This is a genomic window from Mycobacterium heckeshornense (genome assembly GCF_016592155.1).
Classification (GTDB): Bacteria; Actinomycetota; Actinomycetes; order Mycobacteriales; family Mycobacteriaceae; genus Mycobacterium; species Mycobacterium heckeshornense.
This window is the reverse complement of sequence record NZ_AP024237.1, coordinates 4,187,493-4,203,896: the sequence shown is the minus strand read 5'-3', so window position 1 is coordinate 4,203,896 and position 16,404 is coordinate 4,187,493. Positions and strand designations below refer to the sequence as shown.

Genomic DNA, 16,404 nt, shown 5'->3' with positions numbered 1-16,404 from the left:
GTGGATTTCCACTGCGATGGGCTGTGAAATGACCAAACGCGATTCAGGAGCTGACCGGGTGCGGTTGCGGCCGCCGGCTACCCAGGGAGCCTCTGCGGGCGCCAAGCTCTTGCCCCGAGACAACATGGTGCTGCCCGAGGTAAGCCTGGATGACATCGACCGCGTTTTAATCGAATATCTGCTACAGGACGGCAAGATGAGCAACCGCGTCTTGGCCGCCCACGCCGGGATCAGCGAATCGGCGGTGAGCATTAGGCTGCGCAAGCTGGTGGCTAGCGGCGCGATCATTTTTACTGCGCTCATCGACTGGGAAGAAGCCGGCTTCGACTGGTTTGTCATCGCACGTATCAAGACCCAAGCCCGCTCGCCGCGCGACGTCGCGACGGATGTGAGCCAGATTGAACAGTGCGAGGCGGTGGCGGTGTGTTTAGGAAGCCACGACGTCATCGCCTACTTCTTGGTCAAGGATCGCGTCGAGCTGCACCAACTGACCAACGACGACCTGCCCGCCATCCGCGGAATCTCCGAAATGAGCATCGATCTGGCAACCGAAACCTGGGTCACCGAAAACGGGCGCCGACTGTTTTTGGCCCGCGCGGCCCCGCCTATCAGGCTGCCGGCCCCCAAGGTCGAGTTAGATGACCTCGACATCGCGATCCTGCAGGACTTGATCGACGATGGGCGACAATCCAGCCGTAAAATCGCCCGCTCCCACGATGTGTCGGAAGGAACCATCCGCACTCGACTGGCCCGGCTTACCCAGGCGGGACTGGTCCGGGTAGTGGCGATGGTCGAGCCAGTGGCTTTGGGGTTGGCCGGCGTCATCGCGTGCGTCTCACTACGGGCGAACCGCGCGAGTCTCAGCTCTATTAAGAAAGAACTCGCCACGATGCCTGAGCTGGTATTCATGGCAGTCTGCGTCGGTAGCGCCGACCTCAACCTCACCTTAACCGCGGCCGACCCCCAGCAAGCGATCGAGTTGATCGCCACCCAAATTCAGACCATTGAAGGCGTCTTGGCCACCGACACCATCGTCATGGTCGACGTGATCCGCTTTAGCCCCTACATGAAACGACTCAAAACACCCGACGAGTAAGCGGGATCCGCATACCGTCCGACGGGGGGCACGATGCCTGCCGGCCAGCGCCCGGATCGGCGACTCATTCGCATGGCCGCCCATTCGGTCTCGTAGTCAGCATGATGCTCCCGGTCCAGCCGGCTCTTCATGAGCCGCTGGCCTACACGGGGACGACCTTTTCTCGGCTGCGCCTGGTGACGGCGGCTGTCAAGCCTGCCGACTTGACACAGCTCTCAATGAGTTACAAGAGCCGTTGCGCCGGGGATTAGGGGGTCGGTCTTGTCAACGTTGACTTCTTGGCTGTCGGACACCCCATCGCCATCGGTGTCAGGGTTTTTCGGGTCGGTGCCATAAAGTTGGACTTCGTCGCCGTCCGACAGACCATCGTGATCGGTGTCTGGATCGAGCGGATTGGTGTTTTCGAACCAAGGGAGGACTTCGATCTCGTCGCGGAGTCCGTCGCCGTCGGTGTCAGCTTTAGTCGGGTCAGTGTGGTATTTGTGTACCTCGTCGTAGTCCGACAAGCTGTCGAGGTCGGAGTTCTTAGAGTTCGGGTTCGACTTGAGGACGAGCACTTCGAGCCCGTCGTCCAACCCATCACCGTCGGAGTCCTTGTTGAACGGATCGGTTTTCGACACGTCCCGCTCGAACTGATCGCTAAGGCCGTCGCCGTCCGAATCAATTGACGGGGATGGGTCGGCGGCGGCTGGCACCGGAATCGAGACCGCCATTGAGACGATCGCTCCGACGGCGAAAAGCGCTGCGGACCACCGTCTGACGACAGCGCATTGGACATGGTCGGGCATCGCGAATCCTTCGGCGTGGTAGTGGTTGCTCAGGCGGGCGGGTCGGAGACTCGGTAGGCCAGTTGTGGGCAGTACTCGTTGACGGACAGCACGAGGAGTTCGTGCGCCTTGCCTTCCCCCGGCTGGGGGTCTCGGCCCGGCGGTGGGATGGACGCGGGTTCGAGGTTGAGGTACCGTGCGATGTGCTGCTCTACGTCTTGCGGGAGCCTACGTAAGTTGGGGTACCCGTATGCATCCCGGCGGCCCGGCCCGCCAGCGAATCTCTCGAGCTCGCCATTCTGAAGAAAGCGACATGCGGACAGCGCCGTTCTGATCAGAACGTCGTCGGATTGCGGTAACCCGAGAGCACGAGCGCCGGCGAGGAAGCTTGCCTCATCTGCTTGCGCTGCTGGCGCCGTCGCAAGGAGCATTGCAAACATCGTTCCAATTATGGCGCAGCCTAAATGTCTTGCGGGATTTAGCATCTCGGTTTCTCCTCTCGCGTCAGGTGCTGTCATTTGGCGAACATGGACCGGTTCACCGCGGGCACAGATATACGAGCGCGAGTTGGGTGATGACGGGAGGCAGCATGTTCGATTCGTATCCGACCCTCCCGTTATCACGCATGAAGCACGCCTGCCTGCCCTGATCCAGCAGCTCTCCATCACTGTTGAATGCGACCATCGGATCGGGAGCGCGCGGGAGCAGCCGGCGCGCTTGATCGAGGAACTGCATCTCGGCAGGAGTAGGTGGGGTTAGTGGGTCAGCGGGCGCTACCGGCGCACTGAACAGCAATGCCGGGCCAACCAGCAGCAGTCCCGTCGTCAGCATCTTGAGTGTGGTCAACGCTCTCTCCTGTTGTGTTGCGCCATCAGCCGTGCATGGTCCTCAGGCGGGTGGAGGACCCGGTCGCGCGCCATTGGGATGCTGGATCGCTGGCACGCGAGCCGGGTCTGTCGGGGCCGTCTTGGATAACGGAGCGTTAGGTGGCTGCGCCCTTGCCGAGTCCGGTAGCGGTTTGGACTTCGGCGGGGCTGTGGTGGCCGCGCCTGTTGATCGAGTTCGTCCAATACCTGTTCGAGCGTGGCGGAGACTTTCGGGTTGATGTCCGCTTTGATCGGTGAACGATCGCTCGTCGTCGGTCCGGCACCAGGGTTGGCTTTTGCCTTGTCGAGGGCCGGCGCGGTGGGCGCTGGAATGCGCAGCGTTTCCCGCCCGGCAGGACGCAGCGTCTCCCGCTGGGCACGACGGAACGGGTTGTGTGCATTGTGAAGAGGGGGAGGCGCCTCTGTACCGAGCCAGGTGAGAACCAAGCCAAACGTGACGGCGGCACTAAACGCAGGAGTTTGCGCTCCGCGGATCATTATTTGCCACGCTGGTGCGTCAGGGGCAATCTCCCCACCCGCGAGCTTCGGAGAGCGATCCGGCCGCAAGGTAAGCGAAACCCGCCGCCGCAACGCCGGTGCATTACGAGATGCTTTCGTAATCGGCGACGTGTCGGCTTGCCTGTGCGCAGTATGACGCGGCCCACTGCTGTGATGAGCTACTTCGCCGTTTAGTGCGGCGTGCTTCCTAGGCATCGCGTGAGTTCGTCGCTGACGTTCACGGCGGTCGCGAGCCATCACGGCGGGCTCAGAAACGTTTTGGTGGGCGTGATGAAGAACCGGTAAGGGCCATGCGCACAGTAGGTGCTGTTATCCGTCATGGTGGCGCACCTCGTTCCGTTGTATTCCACGTAGCTGCGTGGCGGCAGCATTCGCTCCGCCCGCCCAGGGGGGAACTGAAAACTCAGCAGGGGGTCATAGCGGGTCACGATGTTCCCGGTAACCCAACCGATGTGGGTGTCTCCCTGCGGTGCACCCGGAATACTCCCCGCGCAGCCAAAGCCGCCTCGATCCCAGATGCCGCAGTTCAGCCCCAAAGGGGTGGAGAACCATACGCCTTCATTGCTCGCGGTGAAGAATTCACTGGGCTGCTGTCGCTGGTAGGACTGCAGAATGGGGCCGGCGTCGGGAAATGGAGTGGACTTAGGAGGTATCGGCAAGTCAGCCTCTGGCTTGTTCCCACGCAGATCGCCCGCGGAAGGGGGAAGGGGATCAGCGGATACCGGCGCGCCAGCGACATTGTCGACGTCGTCGTCCGGCTGTGCTTGCCCGGCGGGCGCGGCACCGACCGTCAACCCGATGAGACACGCAGTCGTCGCCAACCACCGGCAGACCCCCGCGCGCATACTGACCATTGCCAACCTCGCGTCCTCGTTTCTAATTGACACGGCCCGGATCCACTCCTGGCACCAATCCCGATGCCGGTTCAGGAAATAACGGACTCCGGTCATACGTCGAGTCGGTGTCCGGCGAGTGCGGCGCGCTGCCGTAGCATGTCGCATTACCAACGTCGATAGTGTTTTCGCAGATGACCTTGCCGCGGAAAGAAATGCGCACCGTCACCAATTGACCCTGCAGAACTCGGCCGACGGTCGCCGCCGTCCTGAAATTTGGCCGCCAGTCGGCGCGTACCTCGGCGCCCGCGTCTTCCGGGCTGAACACGTTGGCCACGGGAACCGTGATCTGCCAGGGCAGCGGCACCGCGGGTATTAAGTGCTTTCCCGATAGATCGCGGTATTCGATCCCATCCACCTGGTCCACGAAGCTCGAAAAGACCTCATAGGTCACCGTGTCTTCGGCGTGAGCGACAGGGGCCGACACGATCGCCGCAACGCCCACGATTACCGAAGCCCCCGTGGTGTGGAGTCGATTCATGAGCACCCTCCATGCAGAATCGGAACGCCGCGCCGCGTATGCATCAGGCGGCCAAGACGATCGCGGTGAGGACGTAGTTAGTGGTTCGATTCCTGATTACGCTGGCGCCGTAATCGGTGTAGGAGCAATCGGGGATTTCGAGATAGCCTTCAAGCAACAGAGCTTTTATCGCGTCAGCAGTGGTGCGGGCTGCGCCTTGCAACAGACGGGCCTTCTTACCGCCATAGCCGCGGTCCTTCAACAGTGGAAGGGGGTCGTCCACCGGCGCGACGCGTCCAGTGTGATCGAGCCACGCAGCGGTTGATCGATTCACGTCTTCAGCGGTGCGTTCAACCAACGGGTCAGGCCGCAAGGGCCCACAGGACGCTGAGCGCACCGAGCCCACCGCGGCCCTAAGGCTGTCGGCGGAATCTGCGACCGCTGGCGGGGCCAACAACATGTTCGCGGCCAGGAATGGCAGCACCGTGGCTGCTGCTGAAATACCCTGAAGGCGGCGGTGCGACAAGGAATAGGTAACCCTCCTGGGGAAGGCAGGCCGAGCATCCGCGCCCATCGTCGTTTTCCTGCTAGTCGCACACATGAGAGCGAAAGATGTCGCTGCCATGGCGTTTCGCCTTTTGGACCGACGGTCCCGTGAACCAGTCTGGCTGGTGGGCCTTGATGCCGTTGCTAACGTTGACTAGTTGCTCGTAGAGCTTGAAGAACTGCTCGCCCTCGTAGATGGGAAAGTAGTTGTCTCCGAAACTGTTTTGAGCGATGGTCAGCGCATGAACGCGGGGGTCCAGGAAGGCCAAGGACTTATCGATGTTTCCGGTGACGATGTCGACTTGTTGTTGAATGTCGCCCTGGTTGTAGTCGAAATCTTTACCGTAGGAATCGATTCGGTTGAACTGGATCCTGTCGATTTGGTCTCTCAGGGTGGCGTATTGACGGTTGTACCATTGGCACATTTCGGCCATGGCGGTGATATCCGCCGGTGTGACGCGGTCTCGGGTTTGGTCGTAGGGAAACGGGAATTTTGGCTTCCAGTTGGACGGCGTCGGCGTGAATGCCGGAAACGCGTACAGCAGATCGCTATCGGAGGGGGGTGCGGCCGGGTCCGGGTCGGCGTTCGACGTCGGCGGGAGGAAGATTGCCAGCGCCGATAGAACCGTCACCCCAGCAGTGGTCGCGGCCCCGCGGAGACGCGATCGGATTCGTGCCGTCCGATTCACCGCTCGCACGAACCGTATTCGCCTTTCCTGCAAGGTTATTGAGCCCTTCAAACCGAGCCCCGACACTGGCTGGGTAACAGTCCTGACACTCATAACTGACTCATTTTCCCGACGATTCGCAGATTTACTTCGGTCCGACGACCGCGCCAACTCCGCCGACATCTGTGATCAGCCAGTTGTTATTGCTGTCGATCGTCAGGCTGTATGTCGCTGTTGATTGCAGCGGTTCGGGGGATTGCACGGTCTTGGTCTGAACGCTGACAAAGCAATCGACGACGAAAAGTCCGCCACTTCTCGAACGAACCTTGGCTACGAGCGGTTGTGCGGTCGAACTCCATTCCAGGGGGACCAGGACCTGTTCCATGGAGTTTGCTGCGTCGCTCAACTTATGGTTGAGTTCCGGGCTGGTCCCGGCCACGAGTTTGACCTTCCACGCCTGGAGATCTTTAACGTCTATCGTCGCGGCGTTGACCGAATAATCGAGCGCCACCTTCTCGGCCCGGGCATCGTTCGCCGATTCGCGAGCCCGTGCGTTCAGCTGGCCTCGCGCTCCAATGTAGAGCCAAGCCAACGTGCCCACCGCGCCGGCGAGGATAGCGATCACCGCCGCGACCGCCAAGCTACGAACACTGAGCGAGATCGAACGGTGCACTCGCGGTGACCGTGGGTGGGTGGCCGCGTCGTCCGCCCGTGCGTCGGCCGAACCCTCAGGCTTCGTGCAGGCCGGTTTTTCAAGCCGCAGGTCGGCCGATTCCGCGGATTCCGGAGTGGTCGGGTCCGTTTCGGCCGGAGCCGATTCCAGAGTCGCACTCCTTCTTAGCTTCATGGCCATCCCTTCCCTAGATTGCATGTCACGGCGGTGCATTTCTTGATTTCAGTTCGCCCTAAGGCACGACGCGAAGCGTCATGATTCCGTCGGGTGGCACCGCTGCCAGCACGCGGTCCAAGATCTGAGCGGTGTCGAAGTTTGACAGCGCGGCGGCGATCGCGTTCAGCTTCGGCAGGAACGCCTCACCCAGCACTTTGAGGTCCGGGCCTCGATCGTCCAGGAACAGTTGAATTCGTCTGACGAGTTTGTTGAGGTTGGCAACATTAGATACCCCATCTCCGTAGACGAAGTTCACTGCTTGCTTGTCGATATCTTGAACCCACACACCCAATTCCGTGACGCGGGGCGTCAGTCCGGTTAAGACAGGGGCGACGTATTCGGCGTGTTTTAGCAGTGTCTGAATATTGTCGAGCACTGCACGCCCGCTGCCACGGAAGTCCGCGATGGTGTTTCTCAATAGGGTGCTGGCACGCGATATGTTGGGCAGGACCGCGACTGGGTCCGGCAGTGCGGCGTTGGCCTCGGCGACAATGCGTTTGAGTGCCGGTGGATTGAGCTGGTTGAGAACTCGGACGACGCTGGTGGTCAGGTCGGAAATCGACGGGGGCGTGGTGACCGCTTTGGCCGCGATGCGCTGTCCGTCGTGCAGCATCGGTCCGCCGGCACTGTGCGGTGTCAGACTGATGTAGGACTCCCCGAGCGCCGAGAGATTCTCGAGCCGTATTTGACTGTCGAGCGGAATTTGGTAGCGGCCCTCAATGTAAAAGTCGATGGTTGCGGCCTGGATGGTTGTGCCGATTTTGGTGACTTTGCCGATCGGCACCCCGCGCAGCAGCACGTTGGATCCGACTTCGAGACCATTGATGTCGGCGACCTCCATGGACAGGTTGGTGCGCCCGGAAGGCGGTTTGACTCGGATTCCGAGTGCTGCAAAGTAGCCAAGGACAAACACGATGATGGCGGTAAATGCGGCAAACGATATGACGTCTCGCGCCCTCATGGCATCGCCCCGAGGATCCGTAACACGTTTTGCACATTGCCCGACAGTTCGCGCCCATCAGGCCCGACTATCGAGGTGATGTTGATCGCGGGATACTTGTCTTCTGGTAGGAAGAAATTAGTGAATAGTTTTCGGTACTTCGGTATCTCCTCTTCGAAGGCGATTTTGGAACGCTGAAAAAGCGCGGCGAAGGTATTGCCCAGCGAATTAAGTAAAGGAACAAGCCAATATCCGCCGAGGGCGATGCTGCCGACCCCGGGTAGAAGAGTGGCTAAATACCGGTAGAAATGCACACTGCGTGCGATGGCCAGCTGCCCCCTGGGCGACAAGTAGTCCCGCAATTGCGGAATTCGGGCATTTAAGACCTGAGCCGTTCCGGACACGCCGTTAAGGAGTTGGTCGACCCGATCGATGTTGTCGGACAGGTCCGTGAGGTCGTTGACGACCCGGGACGTGAGCCTGCGTACTTCACCGGATCGCGGTGTCAGGCGATTGAGGCGGATCACCGTGTTCTGGATGCGCTGTATGGACCCACTCGACACGAAATTCGCCAGGCTAGCGATGGTGTCTTCCAGCGGGGGTGGTGACATCGTTTGGGCTCGGGGGATCATTCCGCCCGGACCCAGTGCGGGTGCCGGCGGACCGCCAGTGTGGGGACGCTCCAGGGCGACGTAAATGTCACTTAGCACGGTGGCTTGCTGCAGCGACGCCTTGGTGTTCGACGGCACCACAGTGCCGGAACCGATGCGCGCGGTGACATCAACCTCCTCACTCTTGAGAGCAACATCGGTGACCACTCCGACGGCCACGCCGTCCAGCACCACTTTCGCCCGCAACGGCAGGTTGAGCACGTTATCGAACGCGAGGACGATGTCGTACCCGTCGCGATAGGACTTGCCTGGCTGCGGCAGTGAGTTGACGTCAATCATTGAGCACGACGAGACAGCGACGACGGTTGCGACTAGTACGGCCAACGGGCCGGTCGCGCGCCTCAGCGGTTCGCCAGCATCAGAACGTACTGAAGGAGGGCGACGTCGACCGCATACGGCGTTCCGGCGACGTTCACACAGCTGCCGGGCATTGCTGCGTTCATGTATCCACATACAAACGCTCCATTCGGCGTACGGACGCGGTAAAGCGGCGGGCGGTATTTGATATTGAACGCCGCGAAGCCAGAGGTCCCGCGGGTTTGTACGAAGTTGGCGACGCCGTTGATCAAGCGAGGCGCGATGTTGAGGGTGCTCGCGTAGAACGGTGCGCGCCCGGCGAGCTTCCGCGTGACGACAGACACCACGTCAAGGGTTTGCTGGAGTTCCCCACCGAGTTCACGTTCTAAATCTCCGGCCAAGGGGATGAGCATCTGAAGGCCCTCGAGGGTCTTGGTCGTTCCCAGTGCGGTGTTAACTGCTTCGGGCGCGATCTCTTCAGTCTCTGTCAGCACCTGCTTGAGCGTCGGCTCGATCGCTCGCAGCGAAGAAGTCAGAACAGCGAGGTTTTTCGTGATAGCGCCGATGTCGCCGATCGCTTGATCGGGAGAATCAAGCGCAGCCGAGGTCGAGGTCAGCAATTTGCTGATACCGGGCCCCTGGCCGTGAATTGACTGATCGATCCCGTTGACGACATCACCGACATTCGTCGACCCGTGGGGGTTGATCGCGTTGATGAAATCCGTCGCCGAACCGATGACCCGGGTCAAGCTCTTCGGGGTGAAGGATCGGCTGAGGGGAATGCAACCGCCGGCGTGCAGTTGGGGACCTGAGTCGTAGTTGCCAACCAGTTCCAACGATCGGTCGGCGAGGATCGACGGCGACCTGATGACAGCCTTGACGTCAGCGGGCAGCGGACGCTCACCCGCTGTGAAATCCACCCGGACGTTGAGGGTCTCGGGGGTGATGGCGGTGACCTTGCCGACCCGGACACCCATTTGGGTGACCGGGTTGCCGACATATAAACCGACGGTGTCGGGCATGATCGCGCAGTATTCGGGGTGCTGCCGCAGGATGGGTGGCGCGCACGATCCGCACAGGGCAACGATGGTCGCGGCGACCAGTGAGACCGCGGCCGCCCAGGTGATTCGGTGCCTACGTGGCGCGGCCATCAGCACGCGCTCCCTGGCATGGGGATACATAGGTCGGTGGCCAGCAGTCCTGGGTTGGCGTCCTGGCCGTTGAGGACTCTGTCGAACAAGTTCTGCAGCCGCTGCAGCAGGCGGACGGTGACACCACTGCGTTCTACAAACAATCGTGTCCTGTGCATATACTGGCGGACCTTCTCGATGAACTCCACACGGTGGGTGGCGTAAAAATCCCCAACCGGTTTGAGTGCCAGCGTGGTCTCGCCCAACCCGTTGCTTAACTCCTCGAGCCCCTTGCCGTACAGGATGAGTGTCTGGGTCACAATCGCGATCTTGCGGATCAGCTGGACGAGTTCCCCGCGATAATTTTTGAGGGCCCGGATGTATTCGTTGGAGACGTTTAAGATCTTGGTCACCTCTCCGCGTTGTCTGTCTATCGTCGACATAATGGAATTTCCGGCATCAACTATCGCGGCAAGCGCCTCCACGTTCGTGCCCTTGAGTCCCTGCTGTATTGCGTTGAGCGATTCATTGATCGGTTTCGTGGCGACATTGGCGGTGATCTTCATCGAATCTTCAAGAGCATCGGTCAAGATGTACGGCAGTTTGACGCGTTCCGACGGAATAGGTTCGGCGCCCAGTGGCCGGTCGCCAATAGAATTGATGTTTACGTAGTAGCCGCCGACCACGGTGAGCATGCGCACATCTACTTGTGACTGGTCACCGATGAATGCGTCGTCATCGATGCGCGCCCGCACTCGCACCCGTTTCGACTCCAACGCAATGTCTTTCACCTTACCCACCGTGATCCCGGCCATCCGCACATCATCTCCTTGCCTGATCTGCGCTGCGTCATCGGTGTAAAAGGTGACGATTTTTCCCTGGCCGGGAGGGTTATAATGGATATAGCCCAGCACGAGGGCCACTACCGTCGCGAACGCGATCCCACCAGCACCCCAGCTGACCGGGTTTCGCAGCAGTGAGCGCAATTTCAGTGGTTGCATAGGACGACCCTTCTGCCATTCAAAAGTACATCCATTGTCTCAGGTAGCTGAAAGCGACCCCGAGTGCACGGCTCGGGCGTGCCGGCTTGCCCCGGCGGCGGAATATTCTCGTTGATTACCGGCAATAATTTGAAGGCGTCGAAGAAATTGTCGAGATTGCTGAAGGCGCGGTCGAACGCCTCATCGATATTGACTCCATTCCGAAGTCCGGCATTATGCAACAATCGCACAACAGGATTGAAAAATTCGTTTCCATACAGTAAATCTTTTCGAAACTCGTCGAGCACCGTAAGGGCAGCGTCGACCGGCTGTTGCGCCAATTCGAGTAGGTGGATGAATTGTTTCGATGTGCCGTTGATGGCGTCGGCAAGCTCTGCAAGGTTGTGTATTAGTGTCGCCACGACTTGCTGCCGGTCCGACACGAATTGGGTGAGCTTTCGCAGGCTGTCCAGCAGCGGCGCCAGACCGGTCTCGTCGCCGGACAAGAAGGATGCGGCATTCGCTGTGAAGGTGTTGATCTCTTCTGGACTCAATGTGGCGAGCACCGGTTGCAGCCCGTTGAACAGAGCTGTGACGTCGAAGGACGGCTGCGTCATCGTCGTGGGCAGTTGTCTGACCAGATCGGCCGCCGAGTAGCCCTCAGCCGGGTTGGACACATCCACATAGCGCACGCCCGTGAGAGCTTGGAATTTGATGGCAAGCCTGGTGACGGACACGACACCGTATCGCTTGTCGAGGGTGAAGGTGACGGCGGCGATGTTTTGCTTGCCGCGTCGTAAGAGTTTGACCGACTTGACTTTACCGACGCGAACTCCGCGGACGCGTATGTCGGCGTCGGTTTGCAGTCCGGATGCGTCAGTGAAATCTGCCGTGTAGGTGCGAGTGTCCGTCGCCACGGGGTGGGTGATGACGTTACGGATCGCGATGAGCACCACGATGGTGATGGCAACGGCGATCGCGAGGCGCCACACTGCGGCTTTCGGCTTCATCGCCGCGGCCCACCCTCCGCATCGGGGGGCACGCTCTGCACTCCCAGCGGTGCCGCAACACCGGGGAGGCTGTCCAAGAGAATTCGAACTTGTAGGGCGCGCTGTTCACCGTTGCCTCCGAACAGTTTCTCAAACCGAGAACGCAGCTCCGCCAATGTCCGGGCGAGGTCAGCAGGCCTCAGCAGAGAAGGCACCGGGTCAGACAGTTGTTTAATCCCGTTGACCAGAGGTAGCAGGTCATCGGAATGACTCTTCACCACCGTGCCGACAGCGAGAAACAGGCCGCCCGAGGCAAGTTCGAGGAATCGCAAGTAGGTGTTTTGAAACTCTTTGTCGCTGATGGAAGCGACATCTTTCGTCTTGGAGAATTCCTTGTATGGGGGTGTCAGTTTTCTGCCGGACGCTGCCGGCGATGACGGTGGCGGGATCGTGGGGTAACGGCCACTTGGGTCGCCCGGCTCCGGGTAATAGTCGTTGTCGGATACGCGCGCGGCAAGATTGACCGTCGCGTTAGCAAACCCCGGGTATGCCGCGCTGATGGGTGCGGCATTAGCCAACAGTGTCGCCGTCGAGACGTTCTGCACGTCGGCGACTGCTTTCGTGGTGGTCACCAGGGTTTCGAGCAGCGGGTTGAGTCCGTCGGTGTATCGAGTGACCCGATCGAGGACCGAGATCAGCTGAGGAGTCAGCGCGGCGGCAGACACATTGCCGAGCTGGGACAACAGCGCCGAGAGTGTGAAATTTCCCCTCGGCATCACGCTGATCTCCGTCCCGTCGCGGACTGCTTGGCCGCCGGGAGCAGGGATAATATTCACGCCGGGAACACCGAAATAATTGATCGGGCGAAAATCGATGTTCATCTTGTCGGTGAGGCCGGCTACCGGCCCCCTCTGCAGGCCGATGGCGAGTCGGACACCACCGCCTGGCGACAGAGCCACGCTGGTGACCTTGCCAACCTCGACCCCATGGAGGACGACCGCGGTTCCCGCCTCGACGCCCTGACCGACGAACGGGGTATCGATCGCGACGGAAATCCGATCAGGTGGTGGACCGCTGAACGGCTCAATCACTACAGCAAGCATCGCGAGCACCACGCAGAGCAGCACCGCGGTGCCGACGAGCGTCAGTATCGAGTCCTGACGCTTTTGCGATCCTCGTAACATCACCGCTGGTCAGCCTTTGAACGCATAGACGGGTTGGAGGCCCCAGAGCATGACGGTCGTGGTCAGGTCCAGGATCATGATCGTGACCAGACTCGCGCGTACCGCGCGGCCAGAGGCTTCGCCGACACCGACCGGTCCGCCCGAGGCGAAATAGCCGTAGTAGCAATGGATCAACGTCACCGCCACGCAGTAGACAGACGCTTTAATCAAGGAGTAGGTGAGGTCAATTGGTGTCAGGAACTGGATGAAGTAGTGGTCATACGTGCCGCCAGGCTCGTTATTAACGACTGTGACCACCGTGTCCAGCACGAAGAAAGTTGTGACAATTGTCAGCAAGTATCCCGGCACCACACATAACATTCCACCGATCAGGCGAGTGCCGACGACGAACGGTATGGGCCGGATCGCCATTGTTTCGACGGCATCGATCTCCTCCGCGATGCGCATGGCGCCGATCTCCGCTGTCATTCTGGTGCCCGTCTGCGCCGTAAAGGCAATACCTGCCACAAGCGGCCCGATCACGCGGACGGCGCCCACCCCGCCGATCAGGCCGGCAAGTGCCTCAAAACCAATAACTTTCAAGACCGCCAGCGCTTCGATAGCCAACGAGGCGCCGACCGCCATCCCGAGGATCAGCAGGACGCTAATCGTGCCGCCGTCCACAATGAGGTTGCCGCGGCCCCACGCAAGACTGATCGTCTGCTGCAACGTCTCCCTGGTGTACCGACGGGCCGTCAGGGGCAGATACCAGACCGTCTGACCGATGAACAACGCCCACTGGCCCGCTTCGCGCAGCGGTGTGCGGATTGCGCTCATTGAGGCGATCCGGTTGCGCAGCAGCACTGAAGCAGTCACTAGGCGATCGCCTCCGGGAAGAACATCGTCTGGATCTGCGTGATCGCAAGATTCGCGAAAACGATCAGGACGACATTGACAACGACCGCGGCATTCACGGCGTCGGCGACACCGCGGGGGCCGCCCTTCGCCTCCATTCCTCGCAACGACGAAATTATCGCCACGATCGCGGCAAAGACGACACTCTTCCCCACCGCGAACCATACGTCGGTCATTCTCGCGAACGTTCCGAACGACTGCCAGAAACTTCCAGGCGCCACTTCATTCACTGCCACCGACAAAATGAACGCGGCACCGGTTCCCGCGCCGATGATGATCGCGCACAACATCGGGGCTATCAGAATCAGCGCCAGAAACCGTGGCACCATCAGACGGCGGACCGGGTCGACGCCGAGTACCCGCATCGCATCGAGTTCCTCGCGCATTGCGCGCGCCCCAAAATCGGAAGCGATAGCCGACGCCGCCGCACCACCCATCAAGAACCCCGCGGTGATGGGCGCGCCCTGCCGAACAACACCCACTCCACTGGCGGCACCAAGCAGCGCGGTCGCCCCCACTTGAGCGACCAATCCCGACGTAACCACGGTCACCATCGCGCCGAACGGCATGGCCATCAACAGTGCGGGTGTCGCCGTTACTTTGAGCAATACCCATGCCTGCCACAGCAACTCGGTCACTGGCAACCGCAACGTGATGGTATCGGTAACCGCGTAGCGCACCACGTCAACGCAGAGACGCAGACCGCGGCCGGTCGTGGCTGTGGATTGCACTGGCATGTCGCGAGCCCGCTTCGCCGCACCGCCCAGTCTGACAAGGGTTGCGGTCATCGTGTCCTGCACACCATTTCCGTTGAGACCGGTCCTCAGCGTCCGATCCTGGCTGTCCGGCTTCTGGCTGCGCCGTTCACGAACGGAATCCACTGTCCCCGCAACCTTCACCATGGGAATCGAAACACCTCGGCCTCAGCGGGCGGAGCAAGCGAAAAGCCGACTGAGATCGCGGTGACCACGCTGCATGCGTTGTGCACTGCTTCGGCGTCCAACATAAGGGCAAGGGAGTCACTCACAGCGCGCTCCGGCCGATATGTGGCATTTACAAAAGGCCGATAGGTGGCATCCAATAAGCACACCTGATGAACACACCGCCGCGCCCTCCTTCGTCGTTGTTCCTCCCGTTGGCGAGGAACGATGATGTGGTCGCCCCGCGATCGGCATGACGCACGTCCTAATGACCCCGAGGTGTGCCCTGTGACACAGCGTAATCATCGGAAGCGTACGACACGCAAATCGTAGATTCAAGTGGGAAATCCAGGAAATTGCACATTGAGGTGTACGGCCAGGGTCGCGTCCTGAAACCGGTGTAACTGGGACCGGGCGTAGGTTTTGCTTCGAGACCTACCAAGTCATCGAAGGAAAGGATGGGAAATCCGACTGTGGGGGTGAGTTCATCAGTCATGAGGTCGCCGCGTGGTTGCAGGCCCGCGACATAGAGCAGACCCGCTCGCGGCCGTGCCAGAAGAACGACCAGGCGCATGTGGAGTCGAAGAACAACCATGTGGTGCGCAAGCACGCGTTCTACTGGCGCTACGACACCGGCGAGGAGTTGGAGCTGCTCAACCAGCTGTGGGAGCTGGTGTCGCTGCGGCTGCACTTCTTCACCCCACCCAAGAAGATCATCGGCTACACCACCACCGCCAACGGGCGCCGCAGCCGCGTCTCCGACAGGCCGGCCACCCCCTGGCAGCGGCTGCAGGCATCGGGAGTGCTTGACACTCACCAGCTCTCGGATTTGGCCGCCCGCATCGAGGGCATCAACCCCGCCGACTTGACCCGCCAGATCAACGACATCCAGATGCAGCTGCTGGACCTGGCCAACCGGGGTTCGATGGAGGCTGGTTTCATTGGGAGCCGACCTCGGTCAGCGCCGGTTGTTGAGCGTAGTAGGCAGGCTCGTGTTCGATCGGTGTGCTCATCGCGAGCTCGCCACGGAGCCTGCGGTGATTCCACCAGTCGAAGTACTCGAAGAGGGCGAACTCGAGCTGATCAACGGTGCGCCAGTGCCCGCGTCGGTGGATAAGCTCGGCTTTGATCTGCCCGATTGTCGACTCGCACAGGGCATTGTCGTAGCTATCGCCCCGGGATCCGACTGATTCTAATGCGCCTGCGGCAGCGAGTGTTTCGGTGTAACGAATAGCAAGATATTGGCTTCCGCGGTCGCTGCGGTGCACCAGCTGATCCAACCGGTGCTGGCCTCGAGTCCAGATCGCCATTTGCAACCCTGCCAAGGGGAGTTCGGTGCGCGAGTGGGTGGCCAGCGCTCAGCCCAGGATCCGGCGGCTGAACACGTCCACGATGATCGCCAGGTCGCCGCCCACTCCGACGGATAGGCCGGCACTCCAGGGGTGTAGCCGTCGTCGATGTCGGCTTGGCGTACCCACTGGCGAACCGATTCCACCCCATATCCGAGCTAGCTGGCGACCCCCTGGATCACCCCGTGCTCAGTGCCCAACTCCGTGCGCAGTGTCCGGACCATCCGGGCCGCGCCGGCCTTCTGCTCGGCGCTGTAGCGGCGGCTCGTCGGCCCGGCTGACGGTGGCTGTTTCTTCAACATAGGTTCAATCTTCGTTTCCAAGGTCTGGAGATTCCATCGACCCC

General features: G+C 60.7%; 17 protein-coding genes and 1 pseudogene. 1 reads left to right on the top strand and 17 read right to left on the bottom strand.

Annotated features, from left to right (window positions below):
- Positions 1–28 precede the first annotated feature (28 nt).
- Positions 29–1,096 carry an Lrp/AsnC family transcriptional regulator gene (locus MHEC_RS20325; RefSeq protein ID WP_160315033.1) on the top strand — a complete coding sequence of 356 codons (1,068 nt, stop codon included), beginning with the start codon at positions 29–31 and terminating at the stop codon, positions 1,094–1,096.
- 215 nt (positions 1,097–1,311) lie between these two features.
- On the opposite strand, the gene MHEC_RS20320 is transcribed toward MHEC_RS20325, so the two are convergent.
- From MHEC_RS20320 to MHEC_RS25135, 17 genes and pseudogenes are all read right to left on the bottom strand, one after another.
- On the bottom strand, positions 1,312–1,809 hold the full coding sequence (locus MHEC_RS20320) for a hypothetical protein (protein WP_071700384.1): 498 nt from the start codon (positions 1,807–1,809) through the stop codon (positions 1,312–1,314).
- A gap of 591 nt (positions 1,810–2,400) precedes the next feature.
- Positions 2,401–2,709, bottom strand: a complete 309-nt coding sequence (locus tag MHEC_RS20310) for a hypothetical protein (RefSeq protein ID WP_053093974.1) — start codon at positions 2,707–2,709, stop codon at positions 2,401–2,403.
- Between the two features lie 775 nt (positions 2,710–3,484).
- Entirely contained in the window at positions 3,485–4,102 is a 618-nt protein-coding gene (locus MHEC_RS20305) for a hypothetical protein (protein ID WP_053093973.1), read from the bottom strand.
- Between the two features lie 22 nt (positions 4,103–4,124).
- Positions 4,125–4,622, bottom strand: a complete 498-nt coding sequence (locus MHEC_RS20300; RefSeq protein WP_235434746.1) for a hypothetical protein — start codon at positions 4,620–4,622, stop codon at positions 4,125–4,127.
- Between the two features lie 43 nt (positions 4,623–4,665).
- On the bottom strand, positions 4,666–4,959 hold the full coding sequence (locus MHEC_RS20295) for a hypothetical protein (protein WP_235434745.1): 294 nt from the start codon (positions 4,957–4,959) through the stop codon (positions 4,666–4,668).
- A gap of 229 nt (positions 4,960–5,188) precedes the next feature.
- Positions 5,189–5,779 (bottom strand): hypothetical protein, encoded by a 591-nt coding sequence (locus MHEC_RS20290; protein ID WP_053093972.1) that lies wholly within the window; start codon positions 5,777–5,779, stop codon positions 5,189–5,191.
- Between the two features lie 181 nt (positions 5,780–5,960).
- Complete coding sequence (locus MHEC_RS20285) at positions 5,961–6,662, bottom strand: hypothetical protein (RefSeq protein ID WP_048890383.1); 702 nt, start codon at positions 6,660–6,662, stop codon at positions 5,961–5,963.
- A gap of 58 nt (positions 6,663–6,720) precedes the next feature.
- Positions 6,721–7,665, bottom strand: coding sequence for an MlaD family protein (locus MHEC_RS20280; RefSeq protein ID WP_048890337.1), 945 nt, complete (start codon positions 7,663–7,665; stop codon positions 6,721–6,723).
- Positions 7,662–8,594 (bottom strand): MlaD family protein, encoded by a 933-nt coding sequence (locus MHEC_RS20275; protein ID WP_172442076.1) that lies wholly within the window; start codon positions 8,592–8,594, stop codon positions 7,662–7,664. Before MHEC_RS20275 ends, MHEC_RS20280 begins: the two co-directional genes overlap by 4 nt.
- Before the next feature lie 62 nt (positions 8,595–8,656).
- Complete coding sequence (locus MHEC_RS20270; protein ID WP_071700387.1) at positions 8,657–9,763, bottom strand: MCE family protein; 1,107 nt, start codon at positions 9,761–9,763, stop codon at positions 8,657–8,659.
- Positions 9,763–10,743, bottom strand: a complete 981-nt coding sequence (locus MHEC_RS20265; RefSeq protein ID WP_082169617.1) for an MlaD family protein — start codon at positions 10,741–10,743, stop codon at positions 9,763–9,765. Before MHEC_RS20265 ends, MHEC_RS20270 begins: the two co-directional genes overlap by 1 nt.
- Positions 10,731–11,732: an MlaD family protein gene (locus tag MHEC_RS20260; protein ID WP_048890336.1), complete on the bottom strand. Its 1,002-nt coding sequence runs from the start codon at positions 11,730–11,732 to the stop codon at positions 10,731–10,733. The genes MHEC_RS20265 and MHEC_RS20260 overlap by 13 nt, the downstream gene beginning before the upstream one ends.
- Complete coding sequence (locus MHEC_RS20255; RefSeq protein ID WP_048890335.1) at positions 11,729–12,895, bottom strand: MlaD family protein; 1,167 nt, start codon at positions 12,893–12,895, stop codon at positions 11,729–11,731. Before MHEC_RS20255 ends, MHEC_RS20260 begins: the two co-directional genes overlap by 4 nt.
- 9 nt (positions 12,896–12,904) lie before the next feature.
- The gene (locus tag MHEC_RS20250) at positions 12,905–13,711 is read right to left on the bottom strand and encodes an MlaE family ABC transporter permease (protein ID WP_048890379.1); all 807 of its coding nucleotides are present in this window, start codon (positions 13,709–13,711) and stop codon (positions 12,905–12,907) included.
- Positions 13,712–13,749: 38 nt separating this feature from the next.
- Entirely contained in the window at positions 13,750–14,577 is an 828-nt protein-coding gene (locus MHEC_RS20245) for an ABC transporter permease (protein ID WP_048890378.1), read from the bottom strand.
- A 945-nt stretch (positions 14,578–15,522) separates the two neighbouring features.
- Positions 15,523–15,651 carry a hypothetical protein gene (locus MHEC_RS25140; RefSeq protein WP_363119396.1) on the bottom strand — a complete coding sequence of 43 codons (129 nt, stop codon included), beginning with the start codon at positions 15,649–15,651 and terminating at the stop codon, positions 15,523–15,525.
- Positions 15,648–16,357, bottom strand: a pseudogene (locus MHEC_RS25135) (integrase core domain-containing protein). Before MHEC_RS25135 ends, MHEC_RS25140 begins: the two are co-directional and overlap by 4 nt.
- Between the last annotated feature and the right edge of the window lie 47 nt (positions 16,358–16,404).